The organism is Kitasatospora sp. NPDC098652 (assembly GCF_044760155.1).
Lineage (GTDB): Bacteria > Actinomycetota > Actinomycetes > Streptomycetales > Streptomycetaceae > Kitasatospora.
Genome location: NZ_JBIWAQ010000001.1, coordinates 166,452 through 182,072, shown reverse-complemented (window position 1 = coordinate 182,072; position 15,621 = coordinate 166,452). Strand labels below are relative to the sequence as shown.

Genomic DNA, 15,621 nt, shown 5'->3' with positions numbered 1-15,621 from the left:
CGCCCCCGCCACTGGCCCCGGACCGGTCCGACCTGGTCGAATCCTCCCGTGGACAGTACAGACGAAGAGGGCCGGGGCACCCCGGTCGGGCGCCGGGTGGTGCTCGGCCTGCTCGGCCTCGGCGCGCTCGGCGTGGCCGCCGGGCCGTTCCTCCAGCGGGTGGAGTCCGGGCTGGCGGAGCGCGACCCGAGCGGCCTGTCCGGGCTGCTGCCCGGCAACAACGGCTTCCGCTACTACTCGGTGGTGACCTCCGTCCCCGAGCGGACCGCCGCCGACTACACCCTCACCGTGGGCGGACTGGTCGAGCGCCCCGCCACTCACCGGCTCGCCGACCTCCAGGCCATGCCGCAGCGGCGGCTGGTCAAGGACGTCCAGTGCGTCACCGGCTGGCGGGTGCCGGACACCCCGTTCGAGGGGGTGCCGCTGGCCCACCTGTTGGACGCCGCCGGGGTGCGGCCGGGCGCGAAGGCGGTCCGCTTCGACTGCTTCGACGGCGCGTACAGCGAGAGCCTCACCCTCGAACAGGCCCGGCGCGACGACGTGCTGGTCGCGCTGCGCCTCCAGGACAAGCCGATCAGCCACGACCACGGCGGGCCGGTGCGGCTGTACGTCGCGCCGATGTACTTCTACAAGTCCGCGAAATGGCTCTCCGGGATCACCGTCACGGACTCCGTCCAGCCGGGGTACTGGGAGGGCAACGGATACGACGTCGACGCCTGGGTCGGCCGGTCGAACGGGCGGGACGATGCACCGACGAGCTGAACCGGTCCTGCGCTTCACCCGGGCCGAGCGCTGGGTGCACCGCACCACCGCCGCGCTGATGGGCGTCTGCCTGGCCACGGCCGCCTGTCTCTACCTGGGGCCGCTGGCCGTGCTGGTCGGCAACCGGCCGCTGGTGGTCACCGTGCACGTCTGGTGCGGCCTGGCCCTGCCGGTGCCGCTGCTGCTCGGGCTCGCCTCCCGGGCGCTGCGCGCCGACTTCTCCCGGCTGAGCCGCTTCACCCCGGCGGACCGGCAGTGGCTGCGCGCCCTCCGGGCCCGGGCCGGGCACCGCCCGGCGGGCAAGTTCAACGCCGGGCAGAAGCTGTACGCCCAGTGGACGCTCGGCTCGATGCTGGTGATCGTCGGCACCGGTCTGCTGATGTGGCTCACCCACCTCGCCCCGCCGGCCTGGCGGATCGGCGCCACCTTCGTGCACGACTGGCTGGCCGCCGCGATCGCCGTGGTGATCGCCGGGCACGTCCGGATGGCCTGGCGGGACCGCGAAGCACGCCTTGGGATGCGCACCGGCCTGGTCGAGCGCGCCTGGGCCGAGCGTGAGCACCCGCAGTGGCGGCCCGCCCCGTCGGAGCCGGTGCGGACCGCTGCCGGGGACCCGCGGGAGTAGCCCACCTCACCTCAGCCCACCTCACCTCACCTCACCGCCCCGCCGCAGGCCGCCCCGGTCGCGGCAGGGGCAGCAGCAGCCCCCAGACGTCGCGTTCGGCCGTGGCCGACCAGACCATGTCCCCGTGGCCGTAGTCCGGCACCACCCGGTAGTCGACCTCGGCGCCGCCCCGGGCGATCAGCCGGGCGCCGAGGTCGTGGTCCCCGCGGCCGAACTCGGCGTTCAGCCAGACCACTTCGGCCCGGATCGCCGCCCGGTCGAGCAGGTCGGGGCCGGCCCGGCCGGCCCAGAGCGCCGCCAGGTCGCGCAGCAGCGCGGTGGGCTGGAGGCCACTGCCGAGCCGGGCGACCGCCTGCTGCCAGACTGGGAGCGGGGAGTGGGCCAGGGTGAAGCGGTCGTCGGCGGGGGCCGCGCCGAAGGTGTAGCTGCCGGCGCTGTGGCCGCGGTGGTGGATCCAGTTGGTCGGGCCGGGCAGGTCCCGGGTGCGGATCAGCGCGTAGTGCAGCAGCCCGAGGTTGCTGAACGGCGCCCCGCCGTCCACCGGCCGGGGCAGCCCGCTCGGGGCGTCCGGGGCGGCGGCCGCGCGGGCGAACAGGCCCTTGAGCCCGGGGTCGACAGTCCACTCGCCCGCCGCCAGCCGCTGTTCGAGCAGCTGGTGCAACTCCTCGGCGCGGGACAGCAGTTCCGGATCCCGCTGCGGGTCGTACGGGCCGGTGGTGTCGAGCACCAGCACCCGCCGCGGGCCCTCGCCGCCGATCCGGGCGGCGGTGGCCAGGGCGAGCGCGGCCCCGGCCGAGTGGCCGAGCAGTTCGTACGGCAGGCCGGTGACGGAGCCGGCGGCGGCGACGACCCGTTCGAGGTCCGCCTGCTGCCCGTCCAGGCCCCAGTCGGCGCACCGGGGGCCGATCCGGTCGGGGGTCAGCGCGTCCTCGCGCGGGGTGGTGCCGAGCACCAGGCAGCCGTGGTCGGCGAGGAAGCGGGCCAGGCTGCGGCCCTGGGCGGTGCAGTAGTTGGCGGCGACGTTGAGGCCGCCGCCCGGTAGCAGGTGGACCACCCGGTCCGCCGTGCGCGGGTCGCCGAGGACGTCGACGGTGAGCTGGTCCCCGGGCCCGACCGGGACGGTGAGCCGGTGGTGGTCGCGGTCGACCCGTGTGACCGCCGCGCCACCGCACCCGAGTGCCGCTGCCAACTCCCCGACGATGTCGCTGCCCACCACTGCCCCCTCCTGTACCAACAGCCGCCCGGCCGCCCGGTACGCCGGGACGGCGCGCACCAGTGTGACGCATCCTCCGGACGGGCCCGAGGGCCGGTCGCCCCTTGCCCGGGCGGCTCAGCCCTTGCCCGGGTGGCTCAGCCCTTGCGCAGGGCGAGGAAGCGGCGGCCGTGCGAGGTCCAGCGCTCCGCCTCCGTCAGGCCCGCGGCCCGGGAGCGCCGCAGGGCGGCGGCCGTGCCGAGCCGGGCCCAGGGGAAGGCCGGGCCGAGCCGCCCGTCCGGCCCCTCCACCCGGACGACGGCCCGCTCGTCCACCTCCTCGGGCTCCACCTCCACCAGCAACAGCCCGTCCGGGGCGAGGAGTTCGGCGCTCCGGCGGAGCAGTGCGTCCGGGTCGCCGCCGATGCCCAGGTTGCCGTCGGCGAGCAGGGCGGCGCCCCAGCGGCCCTCGGCGGGCAGCCGGTCGAACACCGAGCGGCAGAGCGCCGCGCCGCCGAGGCCCACCGTGCGGGCCACCGCCGCCCTGGTCACGTCCACACCGAGCGCGGGCACCCCGAGGGCGAGCAGCTCCGCGACCAGCCGGCCGGGACCGCAGCCGAGGTCCAGCACGGGCGCGGCGAGCCGGGCACAGCGCCGCAGCAGGCTGTGGTCGGCGCCCGCCGCCGGGGCGCACCAGCGCTCGATGTCGAGGTGCAGCCGCCGGCCGTCCTCGCGGCGCAGCCAGAGCGGGCCGAAACCGGTGCGGACGGCCTCGGCGAAGGGGTCGTCCACCCAGGGCGCGGCGAGGCTCAACCTGCCACCTCCGGAACGGAGTCGAGGGCGCGCAGCCGGGCGGCGAAGCGGCTGCGCGGGGCCTGCTCGGCGACCAGCCGGGCGTCCTCGACGGTGTCCACGTCGGTCAGCCCGGGCAGCCGGTGGACGGTCAGGCCGGCCTGCGCCAGGCGGTGCAGCAGGGCCGCGCCGGTGCCGGGGGTGGACATCGGCACGCCGTGCAGCAGCCGGGCCGCGAGCCGCTCGCTCGGCCGGGCCAGGCCCAGCGCCCAGAACCCGCCGTCGGCCGCCGGGCCGTACCAGGCGTCCACGCCCGGCCGCCGGGCGGCGGACAGCGGCTCGGCCAGTGCGGCCGGGTCCAGTTGCGGGGTGTCCATGCCGACCAGCAGCGCCGGGGCGTCCGGGGCCAGCCGGGCGGCGTGGGCGAAGGCGGCGGCCAGCCGGCGGTCCAGGCCGCCGGCGCACTGGGGGACGACCTCCCAGCCCGGCGGCAGCCAGCCGCCCGGCTCGCCGTCCAGGACCAGCAGCCGCCGGCCGGCGGGCATCGCGGCCAGGGCGTCCAGGGTGTCGGTCAGGGCCGCCTCGGCCAGCGCCGCGGCCTGCACGGGGGTGCAGGGCGGGGTGAGCCGGGTCTTCACCCGGCCGGGCACCGGCGCCTTGGCGATCACCAGCAGGGTCGGCGGCGGCGCGGCCAGGACCGCGCGCATGTCGCGGACGGCCTGCCGGGTGCCGCGCAGGGTGCCGGTCACCTTGGAGCGGCCCGCGCGCGGCAGGTAGTCGACCGGGGTCTCGGCGATCCGCAGCCCGGCGGCCGAGGCCGCGAGCACCATCTCCAGCGGGTAGCCGGAGCGCCGGTCGCCGAGTCCGAGGGCCAGCAGCCGCTCGCGGCGGGCGGCCCGCATCGGGCCGAGGTCGTGCAGCGGGGCGCCGGTGCGGGCCCGCAGCCGCCGGGCCAGCACGGCGTTGGCGAGCCGGGCGTGCACCGGCCAGGCGCCGGCGGTGGCCGGTCGGCGGCGGCCGAGGACCAGGTCGGCCGTGCCGGCCAGCACCGGTCCGGTGACCCGGGGGAGTTGGGCGGGGTCGAGCGAGCCGTCGCAGTCCATGAAGCAGACCAGCTCGGCGGTGGCGGCGCGCAGCCCGGCGTGGCAGGCGGCGCCGAAGCCGCGCCGGGGCTCCTCGACCACGGTCGCGCCGAGGGAGCGTGCCAGGTCGGCGGAACCGTCGCTCGAACCGTTGTCCACCACGACGGCCCGCCAGCCGGCCGGGATGCGTCCGAGCACCCAGGGCAGGGCGGCGGCCTCGTCCAGACAGGGCAGCACGACGTCGACGACCGGGGCGAGGGGGAGGGGAGGAGTCACGCCGGTCACGCTAACCGCGCCCGGCGCCGTCGGAGCCGAGCCGCGCCCTTACGGAAGTACGACGTCGGGGCGGTGCGCCCCGTTCGGGGGACGGCCGGGGGCCGCCGCGCCGGGCGGGGGATCTTACGGAACTCGGACGTGTCGTCCGGGTGGCCGCCGGTGGCCGCCGTCGGCTCGTATCCTCGGCGAGGTGAACGAGAGCCCCACCGCCGCCGCACCGGCGCCCGCCGCCCCCGGCCCGGCGCCTGTCACTGGCCAGGCGCCCGCCCCCGGCCCGGAGCCCGCCGATGGCCCGGCGCCCGCCGCCGGACCGGCCCGGCCCGGCCGCATCCTGGTGGTCGACGACGACCCCACGGTGGCCGAGGTCGTCGCCGGCTACCTGACCCGCGCGGGCCACCACGTCGACCGAGCCGCCGACGGCCCCCAGGGCCTGGCCCTGGCCCGTACCGCCCCCCGGCCGGACCTGGTGGTCCTGGACCTCATGCTGCCGGGCATCGACGGCCTGGAGATCCTCCGCCGGCTGCGCACCGACCCGGACGGCGCCGAGCTGCCGGTCGTGCTGCTCACCGCCAAGGGCGACGAGACCGACCGGATCCTCGGGCTCGAACTCGGCGCGGACGACTACGTCACCAAGCCGTTCAGCCCGCGCGAACTGGTGCTGCGGGTCCAGTCGGTGCTGCGCCGCTCCCGCGCGGGCGCGGCGGGGGCGGCGGCCGGGCCGGCCGGGCCGGGCGGCGGGCGGCTGGTCTCGGGCGACATCGCGCTCGACCCGCAGGCCCGCCGGGCGTACCGGGGCGGTCGTGAACTGGCCCTGACTCTGCGGGAGTTCGACCTGCTGGCGTTCCTGCTCCGACACCCGCACACGGTGTTCTCCCGGCAGGAGCTGATGGAGCGGGTCTGGGGCTGGGACTTCGGCGACCTCTCCACGGTGACCGTCCATGTGCGCCGGGTGCGCGAGAAGATCGAGGACGACCCGGCCGCGCCGAGGCTGGTCTCCACGGTGTGGGGCGTCGGCTACCGCTACGACCCGGCACCGGCCGAGGGCGCGCCCACCGGCGGGAAGGGCGGCCCGGCGTGAAGGACCTGCTGCTGATCGCGCTGTTCGCCGCGCTCGGCGCGGGCGGGGCGGGCCTGCTCGGCTGGGCGGCCGTCCGGCTGCTGCGCCGCCGCTCGCTCGCGCTGTCGCTGTTCAGCGTCGCCGCCGTGACCGTGCTGGCGGTCACCTCCGGGACCTTCGCGGTGGCCCAGGCGATGTTCCTGTCCCGGCACGACCTCGGGGTGGTGATCACGGTGCTGGCGATGGCCGCCGTGGTCTCGCTGGCCACCGCCGCGCTGCTCGGCCGCCAGGTGGTGGCCGGGAGCCGGGCGTTGACCGTGGCCGCCCGGACGGTCGGCAGCGATGCCGGGTTCGCCGCGCCCGAGCGCCCGCTCGGTCTGGAACTGGCCCAGCTCGGCGCCGAGTTGGCGGCCACCAGTGCCAGGCTGGCCGAGTCCAGGGCACGCTCGCAGGCCCTGGACACCTCCCGGCGGGAGCTGATCGCCTGGATCTCGCACGACCTGCGCACCCCGCTGGCGGGCCTGCGCGCCATGGCGGAGGCCCTGGAGGACGGCGTCGCCGAGCACCCCGAGGAGTACCTGCGGCGGATGCGGACCGAGGTGGAACGGCTCACCGGGATGGTCGACGACCTCTTCGAACTCTCCCGGATCCAGGCGGGCGCGCTGGCCCTGTCGGTGTCCCGGGTGTCCGTGTACGACCTGGTCGACGAGGCACTCGCCGGGGCCCACCCGCTGGCCCGGCAGCGCGGGGTCCGGCTGGAGGGCGGGCAGGTCGCCGCCGAGCCCGTCGAGGTGGACTCCGGGGAGATCACCCGGGTGCTGGGCAACCTGCTGGTCAACGCGATCCGCTCGACCCCGGAGGACGGCGTGGTCGCGGTCTCCGCCCGCCGGGAGGCGGACGAGGTGGTGCTCGCCGTCACCGACGGCTGCGGCGGCATCCCGGAGCCGGACCTGCCCCGGGTGTTCGAGACGGGCTGGCGCGGCAGCGCCGCCCGCACCCCGCCGCCGGCCGGGCCGGACGGCGCCCGGGAACGGGGCCAGGGCGGGGCCGGGCTCGGGCTGGCCATCGTCCGGGGCATCGTGGAGGCCCACGCCGGGCAGGCCCGGGTCCGTAACGTCGCCGGGGGCTGCTGCTTCGAGATCGTCCTGCCGGCCGCCCGGGGCTGAGCGCCGCCGGGCGGCCCGCCCGCCCTCGCCCGGCAGCCCGCCCGCGCCCGGCGTCCGCCCGGAGGTGCTCAGGCGCGCTGCGCCGCCGCCGCGAACTCCACCATGCCGTCGGCGAAGCCCACCCGGGCCCGCCAGCCCAGCTCGGCGCGCAGCCGCGCGGAGTCCGCGGTGATGTGCCGGACGTCGCCGAGCCGGTACTGCCCGGTCACCACCGGCGCCGGCCCGCCGTGGGCGGCGGCCAGGGCCCCGGCCATCTCGCCGACCGTCCGGACCTCGCCGCTGCCCGTGTTGTACGCCCGCACGCTGCCCGGGGCCCGGTCGCCGACCGCCGTGAGCGCGGCCAGGTTGGCCGCCGCGACGTCCCGGACGTGGACGAAGTCCCGGCGCTGCCCGCCGTCCTCGAACACCCGCGGCGCCTCGCCCCGGGCCAGTGCCGAGCGGAACAGCGAGGCCACCCCCGCGTACGGGGTGTCGCGCGGCATCCCCGGGCCGTACACGTTGTGGTAGCGCAGCGTCAGGAGCCGGCCGCCGCAGGCGCGGGCCCAGGCGCCGGCCAGGTGTTCCTGGGCCAGCTTGGTGGCGGCGTAGACGTTGCGCGGGTCGGCCGGGGCGTCCTCGGCGACCAGGCCGGGGCGCAGCCCGGCGCCGCACTCAGGGCAGGGCGGCTCGAAGCGTCCGGCGTCCAGCTCGCCGGGGTGCCGGGGGCCGGGGGAGACCTCCCCGTGTTCGGGGCAGTGGTAGCGGCCCTCGCCGTAGACCACCATCGACCCGCCGAGGACGAGGCTGCGCACCCCCGCCCGGGCCATGGCGGCGAGCAGGACGGCGGTGCCCAGGTCGTTGCAGCCCGCGTAGGCGGGCGCGTCGTCGAGGTCCAGGCCGAGCCCGACCATGGCGGCCTGGTGGCAGACCGCGTCCACCCCGGCCAGCGCGGCTTCGACCGCCTCCGCGTCCCGGACGTCCCCGTGCCGGAAGTCGACGCCGTCCGGCAGCGGGGGCACCGCCCCGGTGGGGTGGACGGCGGGCAACAGCGCGTCCAGCACGCGGACTTGGTGGCCCGCTGCCGCGAGGGCACGTACCACGGCCGAACCGATGAACCCGGCGCCGCCGGTGACCAGAATCCTCATGACCGGGGACGCTACCGCCCGCGACCCCGGCGGAGGGCCGATCCGGGGGCCGTGTCACGCTTCGGTAAGGAACCGCGCTTCGGTAAGGAACCGCGCGCAGGCGCCGGGCCGGGCCGACCCGGTTGACGGCGAGGTAGCGCTGGGTAGAGATGACATGTACGCTGCGTGTCGCCGGATGAACAGTCGACGGGCCCGGCCGCTGCTCCGTGGGGGGAGTCACGCCCAGGCCCGGTCGCCGGTCGGGGCTCGGTCGCACTCGTGGGGGAGTTGCGGCCGGGCCCGTATCCGGATGTCAGTACTGTGCCCGCCGGCTCGCCCCGCCAGACCTGACAACCGTCCAGTGGGAGAACGGTTCCAGGCACATCCGTCCAGAACGGCCCCTCGGCGGACCGGAGTTGAACGGGTGTCGGGCGCCGGTCCGGGCGGTCAGAGGCGCAGTTCCATCCGCTGCTCCACGGTGTCCAGGCCGAACTTGTGGGCCGGGCGGGAGAGGGTCAGTTCGAACCCGGCCGTCGCGTACAGGTGGTGGGCGGCGTCGAGGCCGGCGATCGTCCAGAGCAGGACGCCGTCGTACCGGCGGTCGCGGGCCTCGGTCAGGGCGAGTTCCAGCATCCGGCGGCCCAGGCCCCGGCCGCGGGCCACCGGGTCGAGGACCACCCAGCGCAGCTGGCCCCAGCCGGGGCGCTCCTCGGCCCGGACCAGCCCGACGGCGCCGACGACCCGGCCGTCCAGCTCGGCGACCCACAGGCGCCCGGGTGCCGCGGAGCCCTCGACGGCCCTGGCCAGCACCAACTCGGCCATGCCGGCGGCGACATAGGCCTCCATGGTGGCGTCCATGCCGTACTCGCGGGTGTACAGGACGCCGTGCAGGGCCGCGACGGCGCCCAGGTCCCCGGGCCGGTCGGCCTCGCGGACGGTCATGGTTCCGGGTGCGGTGGTGGCCATGGCTCCATCCCCTTCCACTGAAACACTCGTTTCAGTGGAACGATAGACCACGTGTCCACCCCAGCCACCGCACCCAGCCACCCCGCGCCGCGCCGCCCGTCGATGCGCCGACCGTCGCCGCGCCGCGAGGACCTGCTCGCCGCGACCGTCCGCTACGTGGCCGAGCACAACGTGTCCGACCTCTCGCTGCGCCCGCTCGCGGCCGAGATCGGCACCAGCCCGCGCGTGCTGCTCTACCTCTTCGGATCGAAGGAGGAACTGGTCCGGGCGGTGCTGGCGGTCGGCCGGGCCGAGCAACTGGCGCTGCTGGAGCGCTCGGAGGAGGAGGGCGGCAGCGCCCGGGAGACCCTCGAACGGCTCTGGGCCTGGCTGGCGGACCCCGCACGCCGGGGCGCGCTGCGGCTGTTCTTCGAGGGGTACGTCCGCGCCTTCGGGCAGGTCGAACCCTGGCGGGACTTCGGCACCGCCTCGCTGGCCGAATGGCTCCCGCCGCTGGCCCGGGTGCTCGACGGCACCCGGGCCAACCCCACCGTGGTGCTCGCCGTGCTGCGCGGGCTGCTGCTGGACCTGCTGGCCGGTGAGGGCGAGGCCCACGTGGCACGGGTGCAGGCCGCCTGGCGGGACTTCCTGGACGCCACCCTCGGCTGAGGCCGGACGGCTGTGGCCGGACGGCTGCGGCCGTGGCCGGGGCGCTCAGACCATCCGGGCCGTGGTGGGGGCGTCCGCCCCCTGGCGGCGGGCGTCGCGCCGGGCCAGCCCCGGGGTCGGGCCGGTGCCCAGGACCCGGCCGGCACCGAGGGCCAGCCAGCTGCCCGGCGGCGTGCCCTCGGGCACGGGCGCGGCCAGCGCGGCCGCGAGTTCGATGCCGGACGGCGCCGGTGCCGGGCCGGGCCGGCCCTCGCGCCACCGGGCGGTGGTGCGCTCGCCGCCCGAACGCCGCCGCCAGTACAGGTGCTGGGCGACGATCAGCGGCCCCAGCGCGGTCAGCAGCGGGAAGCCGCCGGACAGCACGCCGAGGGCGAAGCAGGCGCTGACGGCGCTGGTCACCAGGACGCCCGCGAGCGCGGCGGACCAGGCCGCCGCCCGGCCGTACGCCTTCGCCGCGACCAGCGGGAACAGGACCAGCAGCAGCAGGTCGCCGAGGCCGACCGCGACCGGCCGGTCCCCGCCGGTGAGGGCCAGCATCGGCGCGAACGGGCGGTCCTGGACCTGGGTGAGGAAGCGCGCCGTGGTGTCGGTGAGTGTGGTGACGGCCAGGTCGTACCCGGTGAGCGCGGCGGCCAGCGCCGCGGTGTGCCCGGCCCGCAGCCCGCTCTGCGTCCACAGGTTGGCGACCCCGACCACCGCGACGGCGATCAGCAGGCCGCTGCCCGCCCGGGCGCCGCCCGGGTGGCCGGTCAGGGCGGCCAGCGCGGTCGCGGCGGTGCCGGTCAGGGCGGCGGCCCAGGACCACGGCGCGGCCCGCAGCCCGGCGGCGGTGAGCAGCGGGGCGAGGGTGAACTGCACGGCCAGGCACAGCACCAGGCCGAACACGGCGGAGACCGCCGCCCCGGGCAGCGCGGCGTACAGCAGCGGCGCGACGACCACGCCCGCGCACAGCACGGCGACGTCGCCCCCGGTGTACACCCCGACCGGCGGCCGGGGCATCCGGACCCGGGCCAGGTAGCGGGCCGCGACGGCGATCTCGACGGCTACGGCGGCGCTCAGCGCGGTGAGCGCGAGGGGGCTGACGCTCATTCAACGCCTCCTGGGGTCGGTGGCGCCCGGCGCCTCGAAGCTGTGCTCGCGCAGGTCGGCGCGGACGGGCGCGGTCGGCGGCATGGTGGCCCGGTCCTCGTGCGGCACGATGGCGGACAGCCGCAGGCCGGCCGCCGCCGCCCGCTCCTCCAGCCGCCCGACCAGGGCGGTCGCGGGCAGCCGGGGGACCAGCAGGTGCAGTCGCGCCGGGCCCGCCGGGCCTTCGGGTCCCTCGGTGAGCGCGTACCGGGCGGGCAGCGGGACTTCGGGCTCGGCCTCCACCAGGTCGAGCACCTCGCGGGTGGTGACGGCCGTGCTCAGCGGTCCGGACCAGCGGCCGAGGATCCCGGAGGTGGCCGGCAGATGGGCGAGTTCGCAGTCCGGCGGCCCGTCCGGGAGGCGGACCAGGTCCCCGGTGGCGTACCGCAGCAGCAGGGTGCACTCGCGGTAGGGCACGTACGGGGTGTGCACCACGGTGCCGATCCCGCCCGGGGCGGTCGGCTCCCCGCTGACCGGGTCGAGCACCTCCAGGTGCCCGAACTCGGTGGTGTGGTGCAGATGGCCCTCGGTGCAGGGGCTCGCGCCCGAGGGCAGGATCTCGGTCATCAGGTACGCCGAGTCCACGGCCGCGCCGAACACCGCCTCGGCCCGGCGGCGCAGCGGCGCGGACAGCACCTCGCCGCCGACGCTGATCGACTCCAGCCCGAAGTCGCCGCGCTGCCACTTCTGTTGCTCGGCCTCCTGGACCAGCGCGGCCAGGTAGGAGGCGGAGGTGGTCAGGTGGGTGATCTGCGGGGCCCGGCCGGGCAGGCCGAGCGGGGCGGCCAGCCGGTCCAGCGCCAACGCCGGGTCGACGGTGCCGAACTGGACGAAACCGGCGCCGGCGCGGGTGGTCGACTCCTCGGCGTAGACCAGCGGCAGGGTGGCGCGCGAGCAGCCCGCGTAGGCGACGGTGTGGCGCGGTCGCAGGCCGAGGCCGAGCACGGCGGAGATGGTGCTGAACGCGATGGCGCTCTCGATCTCGGCCCGGGAGAACCACACCGCGGTCGGGGTGCCGCTGGTGCCGGTGGTGAGCGCCATCAGGGCGGGCGTGGCGGCGGCGGAGACGAAGGCAGCGGGCAGCGCTCTCAGCGCCTGCTTGGGGGTGACCGGCACGCGTGACCAGTCCTCCGGCTCCAACTTGGCCGGATCGAGGTCGAGTTCGGCGAACAGCCGGCGGTAGTAGGCGGTGTGCCCGACGGCGGCGCGGGCGGTGGCGCGCAGGCTGCGCCGGGTCACCTCGCGGCGCAGCTGGGGGTCGACCTGCCCGGCCCGGCCGGGCAGCAGCGCCGAGTCCTCGCCGGGCTCGCCGAACTCGGCGATGGTGTCGACCAGGTCGCGGGCGAGGCGCTCCAGGTCGTTGGGGCGGATCCGGCGGTTCGTCAGGATGGCTGCGCCGTAACGCAGTTGGCTCATGGCGGTCGCGAACAAGCGGGCTCCCCGGGCCAGGGTCGGACGGTGGACCACCCGGCCCTGGCCGGGGTCGGCCGGATCAGGCCATGTGCAGGAACATCGCCGCGGTGAGGGTGCTGTAGGCGTACTTGAGGTAGTGCTTGACCATGGTCGGTTCCTCCTCCGTGCGGGCGCGCGGCCGCAAAGGTCGCGCGCTGCGGTGTCGCCCGCGGCCGAGAAGTGGTCGGCGGGCAGCGGCAGTGTAGGCACGGGGCGGGGCTTCGGAACAGCCCATGTGCATGCGTAATTCTCCGTCGATTCACCTCAGTTGTCGGCGGGCGCCGGCGGCGCGGCGCCCGCCGTTGCTCAACCGCGCTCCGCCGGAGTCGAGTCGACTCGGCTGAAAGCCCAGGTCCGGGAAGCCGTAGGCGTCCCACGGCGCGCACCCCCGGGTGGAGGGCGCGGCCGGTCGTCACCGTGCCGCTACTCGTGCCGCAGGGCGCCGGGGCTCATCAGGCGCAGCAGCTGCGGCAGCCCGAGGACGGTGGTGAGCAGCACCGCGGCGGCCGCGATCCCGGACATGGTCAGCATCGCGTCCCGGTCCACCGCCGCCGAGACGCCCGCCGAGTACTGCAGCACCGCCCCCGTCAGCAGGCCCGCGGCGGCCGCCAGCACCAGGCCCAGGGCCATCGGGACCAGCGTCTGCCACAGCACCGACAGCCCCAGGACGCGCCGGCGGGTGCCGACCGCGTTCAGCACGCCGAGGACGCGGCGCTGCTCCCGGAAGCGCTCCAGCCGGCCGACCAGCAGGCTGAGGGACACCACAGCAGGGTGATCGTCGAGCCGGCCGTCAGCAGCCGTTTGACCGCCAGGTAGGTGGGGTCGAGCGTCCGGTCGAGCGGGAATTCGGCGCGGGCCTGCGGGTCGATCGCCATCACGGCGGTGGTCAGCCGCTCCTCGGCGTCCGGCAGCCCGTCCGCGAGCGGCACCAGGACGGTCGCGGGCTGCCCGCGCAGCGCGTCGGCGGGGACGGCCGCCGGGGTGAGGAGCAGCAGACCGGCGCCGATCCGCCGGTTGGGGTCCGCGCCCTCGACGGCCGGGACGGTGGCGGTCACGGCGGGCAGCGGGAAGGCGGCCGGCTCGCCCGAGCCGCGGAAGTGGGCGGTGTGGACGACGGTGCCGGGCCGGACCGGTTCACTGCCCCGCCGCGCCCTCGACCCGGACCGAGGGCAGCTCCCCCCCGCCGGGCATGTCGCCCCGCCGGACGGCCGTCGCCCTGGCGCACCGACGGCTACGGCCGCCCGCGCAGGGCGGCCGACGAGGTCACCCGCCGCGCTTGATCCACTCGCCGCGGTCCGACGGGTAGTCGAAGCCCGGGCGGTCGACGTCGGCGCTGGTACGGAAGGGCGTGCCGCCGTTGTCGATGCGGACGGTGCCGTGGCGGTCGCCGCTGGACCAGTCCAGGGCGAGGTCCCAGCGGACGTCGTGCGCCTCGGTATGGGCGGTGACGTAGAAGACCTCCGGGTCGGACTTGCTGACCTTGTACGGGAAGTCGCGCTGTCCGCCCTTGACGGTGACGACGGGACTGCCCCGGTCGAGGTCGATGTCGAAGGACTTGGTGTCGACGCCGCCGCCGCAGCCGATGCCCATCGAGTAGTCGTTCCAGGCCAGCGGCGCGCCCTTGGCGGTGACCCGCACGTGCAGTCCCAGCAGGACGACCGTGTCCGTACCGGTGCCCTGGACGGTGAGGGCGACCTCCTGCTCGCCGGCGGACACCGCGCCGTAGGCGGCGGCCCAGCGCGGCGCGTCGCGCTCGGGGGCGGGCGGGCCGACCTGGGCGGGCCCGCTGTTCACCAGGAAGTGCTGGCTGCACGGGTCGGCGTAGACGTACGGGCGGGTGTCGACGGTGAGCGGCGCGGGGCCGCTGTCGGTCGGGGTGCCGGTCGGAGTGGGGCCGGCCGCGCCGGTCGTGGCCGTGCTCCCCGTCGTCGCTGCTGTCGGCGCCGTCGTTGCCGCCGTCGCTGCTGCCGTTGCACCGGCGGCCTGCTGGTCGCCCTTCGCCTCGCCCCCGGCGCCCCAGTTCACGGGTCGCGCGACGACCAGTACGGCGGCCAACAGGGCGACGGCCGTGGCGGACACGATCAGCGGGTTGCGGCGCCGACGCGTCGGTGCGGGCGGCTCCGGCGCCACCGAGACCACCGGCTCAGCCTCCGCCGTGGGCAGGTTCGCCTCCGCCGTGGGCAGGTCGGCCGCCGCGGGCTGGTCGGCCGCAGTGCCCTCCGGCGCCCGCTGCTCGGCCCGGCGCCCCCGGACCGCGTCGGCCAGGATCCAGCTCCGGTGCAGCTCCACGACTTCCTCGGGGGTCGCCCGGCACGACCGCGCGAAGCGCTCCACCGAGGCGAACTCGTGCGGCAGTGCCGTCCCGTTGCAGTAGCGGTGCAGCGTGGAGGTGCTGGTGTGCAGCCGCTTGGCCAGCGTCCGGTAGCTCAGCCCCGAGCGCGTCTTGAGCTCGCTCAGCAGCCGCGCGAACTCCTCCGCCTCCGTAGTCCACGTCCCGTCCGACACCCGACGTCCCCCGTTCCCCGCGTCCCGCCCCCGCCGGCCCGGCCCCTTCGCGCGTTACCGCTGTTCAGGGCCGGTATCGGCATCCCACCTTACTCATCGTGCTGATGGAGGTGGCAGTCGGCACGACCGGTTGCGCGAGCGCCGGTGATCCGATGTCCAGGAGGATCGGATCCGGTGGAGATCGGCCAGCCAGTCGGTCGGCCAGTCGGCCAGCCAGTCGGTCGGCCCGGCACCGACCCCGGTCGATCGGCTCCGGGCGGGCTCGGCCACCATGAGCGGATGCCGAACATCGCAGCACGCACCGCCCTTCTCGATCACCTCCGCCGGACACTCCCCGGTCGCGTCATCGACGAGGTCCCGGGTGTGGACGGGCCGATCGAGGACCGCGTGCCCGGATTCCGGGTGTTCCGGGTCCATCCCGCGTATCCGGGCGACTGGTGGCTGTACGTGACGTCGGGGTGCTGGGAGGCGACCCAGCACGACGGCCACGGCACGGAGTTCTTCCTCGCGGCGCCGCGCGACGAATGGATCAACCTGGAGAGCATCACCGTCAACGCGTACTACCACTGCGGACCGGTGCACCAGCGACTCGACGTCGGACACACCGTCCCGATCGGCCGCCCGTGGCTCGACGAATCCGCCTGCGACCACTACCTGGTGAGCCTGCCGTACCCCTTCGGTCCCGACTTCGAGGTCTGCACCTGGGAAGGCGGAGCCCACGCCCGCATCCTGTGGCTGTTGCCGATCACCGAGGCGGAGAAGGTCTTCCGGCGGGAGAGGGGACTCGAGGCGCTCGAAGTCCGTTTCGACGAGCAGGCCATCGACCCGGTCGATCCCGGGCGCGCCTCCGTGGCCTGATGGCCTGACC

The 15,621-nt window shown here is 76.5% G+C and carries 16 protein-coding genes and 1 pseudogene; 6 read left to right on the top strand and 11 right to left on the bottom strand.

The genetic code is table 11. The features are described from left to right. Positions 1 to 48: 48 nt before the first annotated feature. Together ACIQWA_RS00765 and ACIQWA_RS00760 are read left to right on the top strand one after the other, a co-directional pair. A complete protein-coding gene (locus ACIQWA_RS00765; RefSeq protein WP_402476382.1) occupies positions 49 to 762 on the top strand; it encodes a molybdopterin-dependent oxidoreductase in 714 nt (237 codons plus the stop codon). Then, positions 746 to 1,387 (top strand): cytochrome b/b6 domain-containing protein, encoded by a 642-nt coding sequence (locus tag ACIQWA_RS00760; RefSeq protein WP_402476379.1) that lies wholly within the window; start codon positions 746 to 748, stop codon positions 1,385 to 1,387. The genes ACIQWA_RS00765 and ACIQWA_RS00760 overlap by 17 nt, the downstream gene beginning before the upstream one ends. Positions 1,388 to 1,418: 31 nt before the next feature. On the opposite strand, the gene ACIQWA_RS00755 is transcribed toward ACIQWA_RS00760, so the two are convergent. The 4 genes and pseudogenes from ACIQWA_RS00755 to ACIQWA_RS00740 all read right to left on the bottom strand — a co-directional run. Further along, positions 1,419 to 2,660, bottom strand: a complete 1,242-nt coding sequence (locus tag ACIQWA_RS00755; protein ID WP_402476378.1) for a thioesterase domain-containing protein — start codon at positions 2,658 to 2,660, stop codon at positions 1,419 to 1,421. A gap of 77 nt (positions 2,661 to 2,737) precedes the next feature. Beyond that, positions 2,738 to 3,391, bottom strand: coding sequence for a methyltransferase domain-containing protein (locus ACIQWA_RS00750; RefSeq protein ID WP_402476375.1), 654 nt, complete (start codon positions 3,389 to 3,391; stop codon positions 2,738 to 2,740). Next, positions 3,388 to 3,915 (bottom strand): DUF2064 domain-containing protein, encoded by a 528-nt coding sequence (locus ACIQWA_RS00745; protein ID WP_402477825.1) that lies wholly within the window; start codon positions 3,913 to 3,915, stop codon positions 3,388 to 3,390. Before ACIQWA_RS00745 ends, ACIQWA_RS00750 begins: the two co-directional genes overlap by 4 nt. A 108-nt stretch (positions 3,916 to 4,023) precedes the next feature. Further along, positions 4,024 to 4,728, bottom strand: a pseudogene (locus ACIQWA_RS00740) (glycosyltransferase family 2 protein); the annotation flags it as partial. A gap of 190 nt (positions 4,729 to 4,918) precedes the next feature. On the opposite strand from ACIQWA_RS00740, the gene ACIQWA_RS00735 reads away from it, so the two are divergent. After that, a complete protein-coding gene (locus ACIQWA_RS00735) occupies positions 4,919 to 5,806 on the top strand; it encodes a response regulator transcription factor (RefSeq protein WP_402476372.1) in 888 nt (295 codons plus the stop codon). Next, complete coding sequence (locus ACIQWA_RS00730) at positions 5,803 to 6,951, top strand: sensor histidine kinase (RefSeq protein WP_402476369.1); 1,149 nt, start codon at positions 5,803 to 5,805, stop codon at positions 6,949 to 6,951. Before ACIQWA_RS00735 ends, ACIQWA_RS00730 begins: the two co-directional genes overlap by 4 nt. A 68-nt stretch (positions 6,952 to 7,019) precedes the next feature. On the opposite strand, the gene ACIQWA_RS00725 is transcribed toward ACIQWA_RS00730, so the two are convergent. Further along, positions 7,020 to 8,075 carry an NAD-dependent epimerase/dehydratase family protein gene (locus tag ACIQWA_RS00725; protein WP_402476367.1) on the bottom strand — a complete coding sequence of 352 codons (1,056 nt, stop codon included), beginning with the start codon at positions 8,073 to 8,075 and terminating at the stop codon, positions 7,020 to 7,022. A 426-nt stretch (positions 8,076 to 8,501) separates the two neighbouring features. Then, the gene (locus tag ACIQWA_RS00720) at positions 8,502 to 9,020 is read right to left on the bottom strand and encodes a GNAT family N-acetyltransferase (RefSeq protein ID WP_402476365.1); all 519 of its coding nucleotides are present in this window, start codon (positions 9,018 to 9,020) and stop codon (positions 8,502 to 8,504) included. Positions 9,021 to 9,071: 51 nt separating this feature from the next. Between ACIQWA_RS00720 and ACIQWA_RS00715 the strand changes: the two genes are divergently transcribed. Then, positions 9,072 to 9,668, top strand: a complete 597-nt coding sequence (locus tag ACIQWA_RS00715; RefSeq protein ID WP_402476363.1) for a TetR/AcrR family transcriptional regulator — start codon at positions 9,072 to 9,074, stop codon at positions 9,666 to 9,668. Positions 9,669 to 9,713: 45 nt separating this feature from the next. On the opposite strand, the gene ACIQWA_RS00710 is transcribed toward ACIQWA_RS00715, so the two are convergent. From ACIQWA_RS00710 to ACIQWA_RS00690, 5 genes are all read right to left on the bottom strand, one after another. After that, positions 9,714 to 10,757 (bottom strand): hypothetical protein, encoded by a 1,044-nt coding sequence (locus ACIQWA_RS00710; protein ID WP_402476360.1) that lies wholly within the window; start codon positions 10,755 to 10,757, stop codon positions 9,714 to 9,716. After that, a complete protein-coding gene (locus ACIQWA_RS00705) occupies positions 10,758 to 12,227 on the bottom strand; it encodes a phenylacetate--CoA ligase family protein (protein ID WP_402476359.1) in 1,470 nt (489 codons plus the stop codon). Between the two features lie 444 nt (positions 12,228 to 12,671). Next, positions 12,672 to 13,010 carry an FtsX-like permease family protein gene (locus ACIQWA_RS00700; RefSeq protein ID WP_402476356.1) on the bottom strand — a complete coding sequence of 113 codons (339 nt, stop codon included), beginning with the start codon at positions 13,008 to 13,010 and terminating at the stop codon, positions 12,672 to 12,674. Beyond that, positions 12,941 to 13,303: a hypothetical protein gene (locus ACIQWA_RS00695; RefSeq protein WP_402476353.1), complete on the bottom strand. Its 363-nt coding sequence runs from the start codon at positions 13,301 to 13,303 to the stop codon at positions 12,941 to 12,943. Before ACIQWA_RS00695 ends, ACIQWA_RS00700 begins: the two co-directional genes overlap by 70 nt. A gap of 208 nt (positions 13,304 to 13,511) precedes the next feature. After that, positions 13,512 to 14,753: a helix-turn-helix domain-containing protein gene (locus ACIQWA_RS00690; protein ID WP_402476351.1), complete on the bottom strand. Its 1,242-nt coding sequence runs from the start codon at positions 14,751 to 14,753 to the stop codon at positions 13,512 to 13,514. Positions 14,754 to 14,927: 174 nt separating this feature from the next. Between ACIQWA_RS00690 and ACIQWA_RS00685 the strand changes: the two genes are divergently transcribed. Then, the gene (locus ACIQWA_RS00685; RefSeq protein ID WP_402476348.1) at positions 14,928 to 15,611 is read left to right on the top strand and encodes a suppressor of fused domain protein; all 684 of its coding nucleotides are present in this window, start codon (positions 14,928 to 14,930) and stop codon (positions 15,609 to 15,611) included. Positions 15,612 to 15,621 lie beyond the last annotated feature (10 nt).

Excerpts from the sequence above, each read along its gene's own strand:
- ACIQWA_RS00710 (WP_402476360.1), bottom strand. The coding sequence starts at position 10,757 with ATGAGCGTCAGCCCCCTCGCGCTCACCGCGCTGAGCGCCGCCGTAGCC.
- ACIQWA_RS00720 (WP_402476365.1), bottom strand. The coding sequence starts at position 9,020 with ATGGCCACCACCGCACCCGGAACCATGACCGTCCGCGAGGCCGACCGG.
- ACIQWA_RS00725 (WP_402476367.1), bottom strand. The coding sequence starts at position 8,075 with ATGAGGATTCTGGTCACCGGCGGCGCCGGGTTCATCGGTTCGGCCGTG.
- ACIQWA_RS00760 (WP_402476379.1), top strand. The coding sequence starts at position 746 with ATGCACCGACGAGCTGAACCGGTCCTGCGCTTCACCCGGGCCGAGCGC.
- ACIQWA_RS00745 (WP_402477825.1), bottom strand. The coding sequence starts at position 3,915 with ATGCCCGCCGGCCGGCGGCTGCTGGTCCTGGACGGCGAGCCGGGCGGC.